General features: G+C 60.0%; 16 protein-coding genes and 1 tRNA gene. 5 read left to right on the top strand and 12 right to left on the bottom strand.

Annotated elements, in window-relative coordinates; translation table 11 throughout:
• Positions 1 to 120: 120 nt before the first annotated feature.
• From IEX53_RS03905 to IEX53_RS03870, 8 genes are all read right to left on the bottom strand, one after another.
• Complete coding sequence (locus IEX53_RS03905; protein ID WP_373288548.1) at positions 121 to 516, bottom strand: DUF2155 domain-containing protein; 396 nt, start codon at positions 514 to 516, stop codon at positions 121 to 123.
• Positions 517 to 710: 194 nt separating this feature from the next.
• Positions 711 to 1,109 (bottom strand): NADH:ubiquinone oxidoreductase subunit NDUFA12, encoded by a 399-nt coding sequence (locus tag IEX53_RS03900; RefSeq protein WP_188821622.1) that lies wholly within the window; start codon positions 1,107 to 1,109, stop codon positions 711 to 713.
• 120 nt (positions 1,110 to 1,229) lie between these two features.
• Positions 1,230 to 1,733 (bottom strand): GNAT family N-acetyltransferase, encoded by a 504-nt coding sequence (locus IEX53_RS03895; protein WP_188821620.1) that lies wholly within the window; start codon positions 1,731 to 1,733, stop codon positions 1,230 to 1,232.
• 13 nt (positions 1,734 to 1,746) lie between these two features.
• The gene (gene gatB / locus IEX53_RS03890) at positions 1,747 to 3,246 is read right to left on the bottom strand and encodes an Asp-tRNA(Asn)/Glu-tRNA(Gln) amidotransferase subunit GatB (RefSeq protein ID WP_188821618.1); all 1,500 of its coding nucleotides are present in this window, start codon (positions 3,244 to 3,246) and stop codon (positions 1,747 to 1,749) included.
• 370 nt (positions 3,247 to 3,616) lie between these two features.
• Positions 3,617 to 5,050 carry a trigger factor gene (gene tig, locus IEX53_RS03885; RefSeq protein ID WP_188821616.1) on the bottom strand — a complete coding sequence of 478 codons (1,434 nt, stop codon included), beginning with the start codon at positions 5,048 to 5,050 and terminating at the stop codon, positions 3,617 to 3,619.
• 93 nt (positions 5,051 to 5,143) lie between these two features.
• Positions 5,144 to 5,226 (bottom strand) — tRNA-Leu (locus tag IEX53_RS03880).
• 155 nt (positions 5,227 to 5,381) lie between these two features.
• A complete protein-coding gene (locus IEX53_RS03875; protein ID WP_188821614.1) occupies positions 5,382 to 5,954 on the bottom strand; it encodes a GDYXXLXY domain-containing protein in 573 nt (190 codons plus the stop codon).
• Positions 5,951 to 7,066 (bottom strand): DUF2157 domain-containing protein, encoded by a 1,116-nt coding sequence (locus IEX53_RS03870; protein WP_188821613.1) that lies wholly within the window; start codon positions 7,064 to 7,066, stop codon positions 5,951 to 5,953. Before IEX53_RS03870 ends, IEX53_RS03875 begins: the two co-directional genes overlap by 4 nt.
• 234 nt (positions 7,067 to 7,300) lie before the next feature.
• Here IEX53_RS03870 and IEX53_RS03865 point away from each other — a divergent pair, with 234 nt between their 5' ends.
• Both IEX53_RS03865 and trmFO read left to right on the top strand, forming a co-directional pair.
• The gene (locus IEX53_RS03865) at positions 7,301 to 7,447 is read left to right on the top strand and encodes a DUF1127 domain-containing protein (RefSeq protein WP_188821611.1); all 147 of its coding nucleotides are present in this window, start codon (positions 7,301 to 7,303) and stop codon (positions 7,445 to 7,447) included.
• Between the two features lie 187 nt (positions 7,448 to 7,634).
• Positions 7,635 to 9,047, top strand: coding sequence for a methylenetetrahydrofolate--tRNA-(uracil(54)-C(5))-methyltransferase (FADH(2)-oxidizing) TrmFO (gene trmFO, locus IEX53_RS03860; RefSeq protein WP_188821609.1), 1,413 nt, complete (start codon positions 7,635 to 7,637; stop codon positions 9,045 to 9,047).
• Between the two features lie 7 nt (positions 9,048 to 9,054).
• On the opposite strand, the gene IEX53_RS03855 is transcribed toward trmFO, so the two are convergent.
• The 4 genes from IEX53_RS03855 to yajC form a co-directional block, all read right to left on the bottom strand.
• Positions 9,055 to 10,791, bottom strand: coding sequence for a DUF4153 domain-containing protein (locus tag IEX53_RS03855; RefSeq protein ID WP_188821607.1), 1,737 nt, complete (start codon positions 10,789 to 10,791; stop codon positions 9,055 to 9,057).
• Between the two features lie 47 nt (positions 10,792 to 10,838).
• Positions 10,839 to 11,675, bottom strand: coding sequence for a phytoene/squalene synthase family protein (locus IEX53_RS03850; protein WP_188821604.1), 837 nt, complete (start codon positions 11,673 to 11,675; stop codon positions 10,839 to 10,841).
• A 4-nt stretch (positions 11,676 to 11,679) separates the two neighbouring features.
• The gene (locus IEX53_RS03845) at positions 11,680 to 12,069 is read right to left on the bottom strand and encodes an Mth938-like domain-containing protein (RefSeq protein WP_188821846.1); all 390 of its coding nucleotides are present in this window, start codon (positions 12,067 to 12,069) and stop codon (positions 11,680 to 11,682) included.
• Positions 12,070 to 12,137: 68 nt separating this feature from the next.
• Positions 12,138 to 12,476 (bottom strand): preprotein translocase subunit YajC, encoded by a 339-nt coding sequence (gene yajC / locus IEX53_RS03840; RefSeq protein ID WP_188821602.1) that lies wholly within the window; start codon positions 12,474 to 12,476, stop codon positions 12,138 to 12,140.
• 202 nt (positions 12,477 to 12,678) lie between these two features.
• Here yajC and IEX53_RS03835 point away from each other — a divergent pair, with 202 nt between their 5' ends.
• The 3 genes from IEX53_RS03835 to IEX53_RS03825 are packed head-to-tail and all read left to right on the top strand — an operon-like array spanning position 12,679 to position 14,279.
• Positions 12,679 to 13,542, top strand: a complete 864-nt coding sequence (locus IEX53_RS03835; RefSeq protein WP_188821600.1) for an ATP-binding protein — start codon at positions 12,679 to 12,681, stop codon at positions 13,540 to 13,542.
• Positions 13,543 to 13,602: 60 nt separating this feature from the next.
• A complete protein-coding gene (locus IEX53_RS03830; protein ID WP_188821598.1) occupies positions 13,603 to 13,857 on the top strand; it encodes a type II toxin-antitoxin system Phd/YefM family antitoxin in 255 nt (84 codons plus the stop codon).
• Positions 13,857 to 14,279, top strand: a complete 423-nt coding sequence (locus IEX53_RS03825) for a type II toxin-antitoxin system VapC family toxin (protein ID WP_188821596.1) — start codon at positions 13,857 to 13,859, stop codon at positions 14,277 to 14,279. The genes IEX53_RS03830 and IEX53_RS03825 overlap by 1 nt, the downstream gene beginning before the upstream one ends.
• The last annotated feature ends 33 nt before the right edge of the window (positions 14,280 to 14,312 follow it).

Genomic DNA, 14,312 nt, shown 5'->3' with positions numbered 1-14,312 from the left:
TCACGAAATTGACTCGCTAAGAATTCTATTTCAAATGAAATTGATATCGTTGAGGCGACGCTGGCGTGAAGCAGTGAACCTACATGACATCCAGTCGATCCGCTCAAAACATGGGCCTGGTTATTCCCCCTCCGGCGCGGGAACTGCCGACTGCTGTTTGCAGTCTTTCAGCCAGATATCGTAGACGGGGTGCTCGACGGCGTTGAGGCCTGGGCTATCCTTGAACACCCAACCTGAGAAGATGCGCTGGATTTTCCGGTTAAGCGTGATTTCGTCAACTTCGATGAAGCTGTCGGTCTTCGGCGCTTCGTTATCCGTGCGCGAATAGCAGACGCGCGGCGTCACCTGCAGCGCGCCGAACTGCACCGTCTCATTCATATAAACGTCGAAAGTAGTGATGCGCCCGGTGATTTTATCAAGGCCGGAGAACTCGGCGATGGGATTGGCAATGCGCTCGGCGGCCGCAGGAATAGCGGCTGCGGCCAGAATGCTGAGCGCCATTGCGGAGCGGGCCAAGGCAAATCCAGAAAGGGCGTAAAACGGTTTTCCGGCCGGCCTTGCGAAAACCCGAGGGAAACGTCGCGTCGTATGGCGGTGCATTGTCAATTCGGTTTCCGCATGAACAATATGAGCAACTCCCAATCCCCGGTTTCCATTCATACAAGGGGAATGTGGTTGTTCAAGGCCGCCGGCCAATTATTCCCGTGAAATCAGCTGCCGGGCGTCCAGGCATCGTAATCGCCGGTCACGCGCGGACGCTCGCCCAGGCTGGCGATGGAGCCCTTGGGGCGGTAGGCATAGGGCGTACCGGTTAGATTGGGCTCGAATGGCTTCTGCCAGTCCCAAGGCTTGTAATTCTCCTCAGACGGCGGTGTATCGACGCGATGGTGAATCCAGCCATGCCAGCCAGCGGGAATTGAGGAGGCCTCGGTATAACCCTTGTAGATCACCCAGCGGCGCGTACGGCCTTCCGAGTCGGTTCCGCCCTGGTAATAGACATTGCCGAACTCGTCCTCGCCGACGCGCTGGCCCTTGCGCCATGTGTGAAGGCGCGTGCCGATGGTCGTGCTGTTCCACCACGTGAAAGTCTGAAGCAGAAGGGTCTTCATGGCATTCCTAAGTCCATTGTCTCTCAGTAACCAGAGAGATCGATGAAAGAACTACCCCGCTTATGGCCTCATCGTATGGCCAAGGCAAGGTGAAATTAATTTCACTCTGAGCGCGGAAAATTAAAGTGACCAGTCGGCGAGCGCCTTTTCCATGGTCAGTACCGTGATTCCGGAGTTCGGCTCGCCCCAATTCTCAACGACGCTGCCGGTGCGGGTATAGCCCTTCGCCTCGTAGAAGCGCAGCGCGTTCGTATTCTTCTCGATCACCTCGAGCCGAAGCTTGCGAACATTCGGGAACGCGCTCTCGATCTCGACCAGCAGAAGGCCGCCAACCCCCTGCCGCTGGCGATCGGGACGCACATAAAGCTGGTGCAGGCTGGCGAAGGTCTGATCGCCTTGGCTGGCGAAGGCCATGCCGTAGAGATCGGACCCATCATCGGCGAGGATGAATTCCGAATAGGGCTTGGAGAGTTGCTTCCTCAGCGCCTCATCCGAATGCCACTTATTCGTGATCGCATTGACCGTCTCGACGCCGAAGACGTCATCGAAGGTCGCATGCCATGTCTCGACCAGAAGTTCCCGAACGGCGGGAATGTCGTCCTTCGTCGCGGTCCTTAGCCACATCTCAATCAGCGCCTTATTCGATACCCAGCTTGGCCTTTACGAGGTCGTTGACCGCTTGCGGATTGGCCTTGCCGCCGGTTGCCTTCATCACCTGTCCGACGAACCAGCCCGCAAGCGTCGGCTTGGCCTTGGCCTGCTCCACCTTGTCGGGATTGGCCGCAATCACCTCATCCACGGCCTTTTCGATAGCGCCGGTATCGGTGACCTGCTTCATGCCGCGCGCTTCGACCAACGCCTTCGGGTCGCCGCCCTCGTTCCAGACGATCTCGAACAGATCCTTGGCGATCTTACCGGAAATCGTGCCTTCCTTGATGAGGTCGATGATGGCGCCGAGCTGATCCGGCGATACCGGCGATTCCTCGATATCCTTGCCCGCCTTGTTGAGCGCACCGAGGAGATCGTTAATCACCCAGTTTGCAGCCGCCTTGCCGTCCCGCCCCTTGGCGACCGCCTCGTAATAATCGGCAATGGCCTTCTCGGTGACGAGGATCGACGCGTCATAGGCCGAAAGCCCCTGTTCCCGGATCAGCCTGGCCTTCTTGTCGTCAGGCAGTTCCGGCAGTTCGGCAGCGAGGTTATCGACAAAAGCCTGGTCGAACTCGAGCGGCAGCAAATCGGGATCGGGGAAGTAGCGGTAATCATGTGCCTCTTCCTTGGAGCGCATGGAGCGCGTCTCGCCCTTCACCGGATCGAACAGGCGCGTTTCCTGATCGATCGCGCCGCCATCTTCCAAAATGGCGATCTGCCGGCGCGCTTCATATTCGATGGCCTGCCCGACGAAGCGGATGGAGTTGACGTTCTTGATCTCGCAGCGCGTGCCGAACGGCTCGCCGGGGCGGCGCACGGAGACATTGACGTCGGCGCGCATCGAGCCCTCGTCCATATTGCCGTCGCAGGTGCCGAGATAGCGCAGGATGGTGCGCAGCTTGGTCAGATAGGCCCTCGCCTCTTCCGACGAGCGGATGTCGGGCTTGGAGACGATCTCCATCAGCGCCACACCCGAGCGATTCAGATCCACATAGGACATGGTGGGATGCTGGTCATGCATCGACTTGCCCGCATCCTGCTCCAGATGCAGCCGCTCGATGCCGACTTCGATATCCTCGAACTGGCCCTTGGAATCCGGCCCGACCGACACCGTGACGACGCCCTCGCCGACGATCGGCTGCTTGAACTGCGAAATCTGGTAGCCCTGCGGCAGGTCCGGGTAAAAATAGTTCTTGCGGTCGAAAACCGACTTCAGATTGATCTGCGCCTTGAGCCCAAGGCCGGTGCGCACGGCCTGCCGGACGCATTCCATGTTGATGACGGGCAGCATGCCGGGCATCGCCGCATCGACCAGCGACACATTGGAATTGGGCTCCGAGCCGAAGGAGGTCGAGGCGCCGGAGAACAATTTCGAGTTCGACGTTACCTGCGCATGGACCTCCATGCCGACGATCACCTCCCACTCACCGGTCGCACCGGAAATGAGACGTTTGGGTTCAGGCGTACGCGTATCGATAAGGGTCATGCTGCTTCGTCACACTCATGGATTCCAAGTCCCTATTCGCTAGTGCAAAGCACTGATTGTGGCAAGTGTTGTCGTAGCGATGGACCGGTTTAGAGCAATTTCTGTTTAAGGGAGGCGCCAGACACCCCCCTCTCCCCTGCCGGGCATCTCCCCCACAAGGGGGGAGATCGGCTGGCACCACGCTCCAGCCCGATTTTGGCAACGTTGACAATTGGCACCGCTCATCCATGAAGGCCAATCTCCCCCCTTGTGGGGGAGATGTCCGGTAGGGCAGAGGGGGGTTGCTGTCCCGCCGTCATTTCCTATTATGGAAACAAAAAGGCCGCGCTCTCGCACGGCCCTTTCGCAATCATTCATCAAAAACCCAGGATCAAGCCTCTTCAGACTTATCCTCATCCGCCTTCTTCTTGGCGGCAGCCTTCTTCTTCGGCGCGGCCTTCTTGGCGGGCTTGGCATCCGTGCCCTCGGCCTCGTCATCAGCCATCAGCTCTTCCTTGGTCACCTTCTTGTCGGTCACCTGGATGGTCGTGAGGAGATGGTCGACGACCTTTTCCTCGAAGATCGGCGCGCGCAGATTGGCTACGGCATCGGGGGTGCGGCGGAAGAATTCGTAGATTTCCTTCTCCTGCCCCGGATAGCGGCGGACCTGATCGAACAGGGCGCGCTGCAGCTCGTCCTCGGTGACTTCCAAGCCGGCCTTTTCGCCGATCTCGGAGAGCACGAGGCCAAGGCGCACGCGGCGCTCGGCCAGCTTGCGATATTCCTCGCGAGCGGCTTCCTCGGTCGTCTCTTCATCCTCGAAGGTACGGCCGGCTTCCTGCAGATCATTATTGATCTGCGCCCAGATGTTGTTGAACTCCGCATCGACAAGCTTCTGCGGCGCTTCGAACTGGTACTGGCCGTCCAGCGCATCGAGGATCTGGCGCTTCACCTTCTGGCGGGTGAAGGAACCGTACTGGCCTTCGATCTGCTCGCGGATGACCTGGCGCAGACGCTCCATCGTCTCGATGCCGAGCTTCTTGGCGGTCTCGTCATTGAGCTCCAGTTCGCCGGGCTTCGCCACTTCCTTGACGGTGATGTCGAAGGTGGCTTCCTTGCTGGCCAGATGCGCGGCGCCGTAATTTTCGGGAAAGGTCACCTTGATCTGCTTCTCGTCGCCAGCCTTGACGCCGATGAGCTGTTCCTCGAATCCGGGGATGAACTGGCCCGAGCCAAGCACCAGCTGCGCGTCCGTATCGGCGCCGCCGTCGAAAGGCTCGTCGTCGAGCTTGCCCAGATAATCCATGGTGACGCGGTCGCCATCCTCGGCCTTGCCTTCCTTCGTCTCGAAGGAGACGGTGGAGGCGGCGATGCGCTTGACCTGCTCGTCGATCTCTTCATCGGTCACATCGACGACTTCGCGCGTGACGGAGATGCCGGAGAAGTCCTTGAGCTCGATCTGCGGCAGCACTTCGTAATTCAGCGAGAAAACGAAATCGGCCTTGCCGTCGAGGACCTTCTCGGCTTCCTTCTCGTCCTCGGTCATGACGACTTCGGGCTGGGTCGCCGATTTTTCGTTGCGGTCGGAGAGAATCGAGCGCGGGGTCTCGCTCAGAATCTCGTTGACCACTTCGGCCATGAAGGATTTGCCATAGACCTTGCGCAGGTGCGCCGCCGGCACCTTGCCCGGGCGGAAGCCGTTGATGCGCACGCGTCCCTTGGCATTTTCGAGGCGCTCGGAAAGCTTCGCCTCGAGATCTCCGGCCGGAACCACGACTTTGATCTCGCGCTTCAGCCCTTCATTGAGCGTTTCGGTAACCTGCATGTCAAAACCTTCACTTCGTTGTACTTATCCTGCCGATACCGGCCATTCTGCCAGGATGGGCGGGAGAGAAACTGTTTCTTCGTGGCCTTTCGCTGGTGCGGATGGAGGGACTCGAACCCCCACGGTCTCCCGCCAGAACCTAAATCTGGTGCGTCTACCAATTTCGCCACATCCGCTTCTAGAGCATGATCCCGTATAAGATCGCACCGCTAGACAAGGCCGAACAGCCCCGAAAGCGCGGGTCTCTATATCACCCAATTTCGACCGTTCAAAGGAAAAATGCCTTGGTTTCCGGCAGATAATGAGCTTATCCGGCAATCCTTAAAGACAATCAGTAAAGCGGCTCTTCGTAAAGGGCTTTTCCGTTCTCTTTCAACGCCTTTATCTGTGCCTCCCCCGCCGCGGAAACCGCGACGACCGCCTCGATATTCTGGTCCCGCTGCGCGTCTTCTATCCGCCTGCCCTCGCCCTCAGGAAGATAATAGCGCTCGATCCCGTAATCGACGGTGACAAGCGCGTCGGCTTGTGCGGGCGGTGCATAGCGGGTGCGCCCCTTGAGCATCACCTCGTCCGGCGCAAGATCACCAATCGGCTGGAACGAGGCGCGGGAGAATTGCCAATTGCCGTTCGCGCCCAGCTTTACAGCCACATAAATGGTGGCGTGGCTGTCGCTGTCGGGCGTCCCGCTGATTTGCGAGCGCTGGATAGAGGAAATGCCAAAGCCGAGACGCACATATTCGCCGCGCATCAGGTCACGCGGGTCTACAGGCTCGGTGCGAAGCACGATTTCCCTGCCATCGCGCAGGATCGCGGCGCGGCTTTCTATCGCCGCATAGAGAATGCCGGACTGGAAGAGCGCGGCCAGCGCCGCCATGCCGAACAGCCAATGACGGTTATTTTTCATGGCGATACGCCCAATTTTAGAGCAGGCTTATGAAGACGACGCTCCATCCGCGCCACGAATACGGCGAGGAGCAGCAGCAAGATGCCGGCCGTAAGGAAGAAGCCCGATGTGCCGACCAGGGTGCCGACGGTCATGAAGGCAAGGTAGAGCACCTCCAGCGAGAACGCGACATAGGCAACCCAGCGCACCAGCGCGTTGCGGCGCCCCGACAGCATGAGGGCGCCGATGGCAATCGCAAGAATGACGATGCCGAAGGTGACGCGTCCACCGGTATTTCTGGCGAAATCCTCGAACTGCACCATTTCCAGCGCCAGCAGCGCACCGGCAAGGCCATAAGCGCCAAGCGCCGGACCGACACCGCCAAGGCGCGCAGAAATATCCGGACGAAGCCCGTCGATCAGGAACAGGCAAAGGCCGATCACAACGGCGAGCCAAATGGGCGTGTGCGAATCGAGATTGCCATAGGCAATGACGAAATAGGCGATGAGGAACAGCGCCACGAGATGCGCCGTGGCGCGGCTCTTCGTGTACCAGGCGAGCGCGAGCCCGCAGACCGCCAGGAGCGGCGCGATCCACGTATAATTTCTGTCAGGGACGAAGCCGTTATCCAGAAAGGAGAAGAGATAGAAAATGGCGACCGCCATGCCTGTTATCGCCAGCGCCCGGGACCGCAGCAGCAAGGCCGATACCATCACCCCGCCGGTCCAGATCAGCGCCGCCGAGGGCGTATCGCCCGCAAGGTGATACATCTGCCCGACCAGCGCCACGCCCGCGCCGAATGCCAGCGCGCCGAAGACATAAAGCGCCGGGGCGAACATTTTGTCACCCTTGGCCTGCCGCCAGGCGCCGCCCAGATATCCCGCCCATATGGCGACGAAGATCAGCGCGACCCGCAACAGGCGCGGCATCGCCTCCCAATTTGCTGCTATGAGCGTGATGATAGCCGCACCGAGAAGCAGCGCGCCCAGCACCGCCAGCGTATTGCCGAGGCCAAACCCACGCCCGCGCTGGCTCTCGACATCGGCGAGCAGCGCCGCGGCGGTCTTTTCGTCGATAAGGCCCTTTTCCTGCCAGCGGGCAATCTGTCTGGGCAGAAACAATGGAAATGCCACGCTCAACTCCGATTCGCGTCGCCACAAGTGCCTTATACTAACGCATGAGCGGCAAGGGCTAAAATCCACGTGTTTTCGCGATTTTGTCATTCGTGCGACACGGGCATTAAAATCGATTAATGTTGCATTGCAACATGCGCAAGTCAGCCATGCAATCTTGCATCTGCAACTGGCCGGGGTTCTCGTCTATATCAGGGTCAACAAACAGCGACGAACCACCCAAGAGGCCCGAAAATGAACCTGATCCGCTCCTACAACAACTGGCGCCGTTACCGCGAAACCATCGGTGAACTTAGCCGCCTTTCGAACCGCGAACTTTCCGACCTCGGCATCTCCCGCGCGGATATCCCGCACGTCGCTCGCCAGTCGAACGTCCGCTAAAAAGTTTCAGGAATATCGCGAAGAGCCCTCCTCCTCCCAGGCTCCAGCGATCGAAGGCTGGCTCTCCTCCTCCCGGCCAGCCTTTCCCAAACGACACCCGCCGCTCCTCCTCCCGCGGCGGGTGTTGTTTTTTGTGCGTTGCTGCGCCATGTAGGCGGCAATATAAAACGGGAAGAGAGTCCCCAGCATGTCCAATTCGAAACAGCCCGTTCATGTCGTCGGCGGCGGCCTTGCCGGTTCGGAAGCCGCGTGGCAGCTTGCGCAAGCGGGCACTCCTGTCATCCTGCACGAGATGCGCCCCGTGCGCGGAACCGACGCGCACAAGACGGACGGGCTGGCGGAACTGGTCTGCTCCAACTCCTTCCGCTCCGACGATGCCGAGACCAACGCCGTCGGCGTGCTCCATGCGGAAATGCGGCTGGCGGGATCGCTGATCATGGCGAGCGCCGACGCGCATCAGGTGCCGGCAGGCGGCGCGCTCGCCGTGGACCGCGAAGGCTTTTCGCAGGGCGTTACAGCAAAGCTCGAATCCCATCCTCTCATCACGATCCAGCGCGAGGAAATCGCCGGTCTTCCCCCAATCGAATGGGGACGGACGATCATCGCCACTGGCCCGTTGACCGCCCCTGCGCTCGCAGAATCGATCCGGGCGGAAACCGGCGCCGACGCCCTCGCCTTCTTCGACGCCATCGCGCCCATCGTCCATTTCGACAGCATCGACATGAATGTCTGCTGGTTCCAGTCGCGCTATGACAAGGTGGGACCGGGCGGCACGGGCAAGGACTACATCAACTGCCCGATGACGAAAGAACAGTACGAGACCTTCGTGCAAGCGCTGATCGCGGGTGAAAAGACCGAATTCCGTGAATGGGAAGGCACGCCCTATTTCGACGGCTGCCTCCCGATCGAAGTGATGGCCGAGCGCGGACCAGAGACGCTGCGCCATGGGCCGATGAAGCCGATGGGTTTGACCAACGCGCACAATCCAACGGTCAAGCCCTATGCCGTGGTGCAGCTGCGCCAGGACAATGCATTGGGCACACTTTACAACATGGTTGGCTTCCAGACCAAGCTGAAATATGGCGAACAGGTGGCGATATTCCGGCTTATTCCCGGTTTGGAGCATGCCGAATTCGCCCGGCTCGGCGGCCTCCACCGCAATACCTACCTCAACTCCCCCGTCCTGCTCGACCACGCGCTACGGCTGAAGTCGCGTCCCGACGTGCGTTTCGCGGGCCAAATCACCGGCTGCGAAGGCTATGTGGAATCGGCCGCCATCGGTCTTCTCGCCGGACGCTTCGCCGCCGCCGAGCAGCTAGGGTCCGAGCCGTCACTGCCCCCTGTCACCACCGCCTTCGGCGCGCTGCTTAATCACATCACCGGCGGCCATATCGTTTCGGACGACGAGCCGGGCAAGCGCTCTTTCCAGCCGATGAACGTCAATTTCGGCCTGTTCCCGCCGATCGAGACGCCAAAGGCCGAAGGCAAGCGCCTGCGCGGCAAGGAAAAGACCAACGCCAGGAAACGCGCGATAAGCGCTCGCGCATTGGCCGACTGCCGGGCATGGCTGGGGTTGCCGCCGCTTGTCGCGGCGGAGTAGACGGGCGCTATCTCCAATCCTCGGCGCGGAGCAGAACCGTGCCTCCCAAACTTTGCAGTTGCCCGGTCTCGCCCGTAAAGCCACGGAAAAATGATGGCAAGAACACAAGTTGCTTGCCTCTACCTTCAAGATGGATTGGCGTAGGCTTGTCACCGTCCTTGATTCCCGCCATGGCGTCGATATCCGCTGGCGTTATGGGAAAGCGGGTGCTCTGGTCTCCAAGCGCCACGATCAACGCATGGGGCTCCAGCGAAAAGACAAGGCTCCGGCCTGCTGGCAGACTGACGGAAACCGGGCGGTCTGGGTACGGCAACCGCACATTCTGCACGACGGTATCGAAGCCGCTCGTTGCAAAGGCGAATGCGCCGTCACCGGAACTGAACCCGAAATGGCCAGGCTCGTCATCATCCTGCTTGGGGACAAGCCCCCAGGCCGCGGCGGTCTTGGCCGCATCGGAAGAGGCGTCGGCGCCCTCCTTCGCCACCCGCTCAAGCGCTTTGTGTTTGTCGAGGAAGAACAGCGCCGACATTGCTTCCTCGAACCGCTTTTCGTCCACTGGCGGGTTTTTCACGATTGCCAGAAAACGGTCCGTCTGGCTGGCCAGCGACACGCCGAGCGCGCCCTGCGGTCCGAAGCTGCCAAGGATGAGCGCCAGAACCGGCAGCCCAGCAATCACGCGGCTATCGCCACGCAGGCGCGGCGACAACTGGATGAGCAGGATCAGGGCAATCACCAGACCGGAAAGGCCCAGCAGATAGCGGGCCGGCGTGACGCCGTAGTCGGCAATCCGTAGAACCAGCGCATAGAACAGCAATGCCAGCGGCACCGGCAAAAAGAAGGGCCAGAACCGCAGCAGGAGGCGCGTCGGAGCGCGGGCGCGATCGCAAAAAGGACTGACGACAAGAAGCGCGACGAAGATGCAGACGCCGTAGACCAGCACGAGGAAGCCAATCTGTCCCTTCGGCATTTCACCGGTGACGAGGATCTTCAGGGCATAAAGATGAATGATAAGCGCATAGACCGCAAGCAGCGGTGCGATGACCAAGTCTCCCAGGGTCCGCATGCCGAGATCCATGAAACCCAGTGCCACCTTGCTCGGCTCATCGTCGAAACGCCTGGGGAACTGCCCCATGGTGAAGAGAGGCGCTACGAGGAGTCCGGTCAATGCCCAGACGTAACGATAGAGGTCGCCAGGCAGTTTTATTCCGAACAACAAACCGACGCTCCCCAGAATGGCGGAAATGCCGCCCGCGAAGAGAAGCAGCAGGAGAACGCCCAGCAGCGCCGCAAGAGCGACACGGGCGGAAAACAAGCAGAAAGCTCCGCTTGTACCACGCCGGATGAACGGGGCTATAAGAACGGAACCACCAACGCCCCAAAACAGCGCCATCTCAGTCGAAAGGAATGTGTGGGGGAAGGCAAGCAGGGCTGCGATTGCGAACCCGGCAAGGAGCGCCAAGGCGGACCTCAAGACAGCCGAAAACTGACGCGATTCACCGAACAGACATGCGGCCAGCGCGGAGAGTGCGCCGCCTTCCACCCCCAGCAACAACCGTCCCGGCGTTGTGCCGAAGTCAAGGAAGCCAAATTCAGCGATCATCAATGCGGCTTGTACCGTCCCGACCACCAGGAACAGGGCCGGAACTGGAAAACGCAGAAGTGCCGCCTGGAGGCCGCCAAACATTTCGCCGATGATGTATCGCCAGCCGGCGTTATCGCTGTTCAATTCCTCCGACGTCGACACCTGCGATCTCCCTCCATGATCTATTGAATGAAGTAGCTTTCGATGATTTAGCCCGCCGCCGCCCGGAACATGATCCACTGGCGGCGCAGCGGCGATATCTCCGCCACCTCCCGCGTCGCATCGCCGCCCTTGCGGGTGATCGCCTTGAGATAGGCAGGCGCGAGCGCGACGGGCAGGAAAGCTGGCTTGATCGCGGCGGGGAGTTGCCCCCTGCCCTTTTCGAATGCGGCGAGATGTTCCCGTGCCAGCGCCACCATCGCCATGACGACGCGGTCAAGCGCGGCCTTATCGGTGCCCGCAAGCAGTTCCTCGCGAGTTACGCCCACCGCCTGTAGAATATCCGCCGGAACGAACACCTGCCCCCTGCGGCGATGCAGCGGCAATAGCCGAATGAGGCCGGTCACGCCTTGCGCCACGCCCGCATGGCCGGCGAGTTCGGCAAAACGCGGGGCGGCCTCGCCGTCAAGGATGAAGCTTGCAAGCTGGATCAGCGCCGATGCGGTTTCGCCGCAATAGCCTTCCAGATCGTTGCGGCTTGGCATCGGGTCGTCATAGAGGTCGAATATCCGCGCTTCGCAATAATTGTCGAAGGCTGCGCGCGGCAGGCTATAGCGCTCGATCGCCTGCAAAATCGCCGCGGCGATGGGGTTGGCCGCAGCCGCGCCATGCTCGGTGCCGTTGACGAGATCGCGCCACCATTGCAGTCGCACTTCGCCCGGCAGCGGATCGTGCACGAGATCTCGGATGCGCGCGATTTCGGCGTTAAAGGCATAAAGCGCGGCAAGCGCCCCGCGCTTCTCCTCCGGCGCATAGAGCACCGAGAGATAGCGGTCGCGGTCAGCCTCGCGCAGGAAATTCAGGCAATGGGTTTCGTTGGCGTCCATCGAATTAATCGACGGCGATGAGCGCCGCCGCCACCGCCCTGTCTTCCGCCAGCAGCACATTATAGGTGCGCACGGCCGCGCCGGTGCTCATGGGATCGGCGGAAATGTGGTGCTCGCGTAAGGCGGCGCGCAAATCTTGCGGCAGCGGGATGAGGTCGGTTCCCATCCCCAGCAACAGGATTTCGATATCGTCCGCCTCCTCGATGACTCTGGCGAGGTCGGCGATCGTCAAGAGCGGCGGCGTCTTCGGCACCCAGCCGTGAATGCCCGACGGCAGGCAAAGGATCGAGCCCTTATGCGACATGTCGGCAAAGCGGAAGCCGCCATTGCCATAGGCGTCGATGGGCGCGCGGCCGGGGAAATGCGCATTGCGGATTTCAATACCCTTCGCCATGGCCGCGCGAACCTTCTTTAGCCGCATGATCTTGTCCAAAAAGTCTGCAACTTTTTGGGATCATGCACTTATTTCTTGTTGTCGGCGACGGGCTCGCCCTTGGCCCGCACATCGCTGATCAGCGCGCGCAGCACGCGCACCTTCACGCCTTCGGCGATCTCGGCCTCGACCTCATTGTCGTCGATGACCTTCGTCACCTTGGCGACAAGCGCGCCCGCGATGACGGTGTCGCCGCGGCGCACCGCCTTCAGCATCTCCTCGCGCTTCTTCATCTGCGTGCGCTGCGGCCGGATGATGAGGAAATACATGATTACGAAAATGAGGATAAAGGGCAGGATGCTCATCAGCATATCCGGGCCGAATGGTGAACCGCCGGGGGTCTGGGCGAAAGCCTCTGTAACGAACATGCGGAAACTCCTCGTGAAACCTGTTCAGCTTGAGCGCATACAATGGTTATCGCCGCAAAAGCAACCGGACAAAGCCCCGTCAGACACTTTTCGCATAGGTAAACGCAGCGTTTTATTCCTTGCATCCCTTCCTTCGCTTGACCATAGTGACGTACCGTACGGTACGGTACGGTTATAAAGCCAACACGACATGGACATCAAAATGACGACCGAGGATATGCTGTCGCAAAAGCTCGACCAATTGATCGCGGTGCTGGAGCGCATCGCGCCGCCCTCCATGAAACCCGCCGATCTCGACGCAGCCGATTGCTTCGTCTGGAACCCGGAGCGGCTTGCGCTCGATCCCGTCACGCGCGTCAACCGCGTCGATATTTCGCTCATCCAGGGCGTGGACAATGTGCGCGACATCCTCCTCGACAACACCCGCCGCTTTGCGCGCGGCTTGCCGGCCAACAATGTGCTGCTCTGGGGCGCACGCGGAATGGGCAAGTCGTCGCTGGTGAAGGCGGCGCAGGCGGCGGTGAATTTGGAAGATCCGGATCAGCCGGCGCTGAAGCTCATCGAAATCCACCGCGAGGACATCAACACCCTGCCCCTGCTGATGAGTTCCATCAAGACAGCGCCGTTCCGCGTCATTCTGTTCTGCGACGACCTCTCCTTCGACCATGACGACACCTCCTACAAATCGCTGAAGGCGGCGCTGGAGGGAGGTGTCGAGGGCCGACCTGAGAACGTCATCTTCTACGCCACCTCGAACCGCCGCCATCTCCTGCCGCGCGACATGATCGACAATGAGCGCTCCACGGCGATCAACCCGTCCGAGGCAGTGGAGGAAAAGGTCTCCCTCTCCGACCGCTTCGGCCTCTGGCTCGGCTTCCACAAATGCAGCCAGGACGATTATCTGGCGATGGTCGATGGATATGCCAAGCATTACGGCCTCGACCATGATGCGGAAAAACTGCGCGCCGAAGCGCTGGAATGGGCCACCACCCGCGGCAACCGCTCCGGGCGCGTCGCGTGGCAGTTTATTCAGGACCTGGCGGGACGGCTTGGGGAAAGTATGTAGCAATAAAATTGCGTCGCCTTATATCTTGTGGTAACGTAACTACATTATTGGAGGTGCCGCATGCCCGTTACCATGCTTTCAGGCCGCGAGTTAAATCAGGACCTTGGCCGCGCCAAACGTGCCGCCAAGGACGGCCCTGTCATCATTACGGACCGAGGCAAGCCCGCGCATGTCCTTATGTCGTTTGAGGAATATAAGCGCCTCACGACTAAAAAGAAAACAATTGGGGAGCTGCTTGCGTACCCCGGAGCAGAAGATATCGAATTACCCCTGCCGGACCGCTCTGAATTGGCAAAGCCGGTTGATCTATCCTGATGTTCTTGCTCGACACCAATGTCGTGTCTGAATTGCGCAAGATTCAGAGTGGTAAGGCTCATCCGAGCCTTGTCGCTTGGAACGAAGCAGTCAACCCCGCGGAGTTATTCCTTTCCGTCATAGTCTTGCATGAGTTGGAAATGGGCGTTCGCAAAATCGAGCGCTTGGATAGAGCAGCGGGAAAAATCCTGCGTGGCTGGCTTGAGGAGTCTGTCATGCCAGCTTTTTCCGGGCGCATCTTGGCCTTGGATGAGGCAGCAGCAATACAGGCGGCTGAATGGCATATTCCCAACCCTAAAACGATCAATGACGCTTATATCGCCGCAACCGCCTATGTGCGACGTATGACTATCGTCACGCGGAATGTCAGGGATTTCAGTGGAATGGATGTAACGATCCTGAATCCATGGGAAGATTCGTAGGCCACTCGGCGGGACAGCGAACACTGTCCCGCC

This window comes from Paramesorhizobium endophyticum (genome assembly GCF_014640615.1).
GTDB classification, from domain to species: domain Bacteria; phylum Pseudomonadota; class Alphaproteobacteria; order Rhizobiales; family Rhizobiaceae; genus Paramesorhizobium; species Paramesorhizobium endophyticum.
This window is presented reverse-complemented; position numbering and strand designations above follow the sequence as displayed.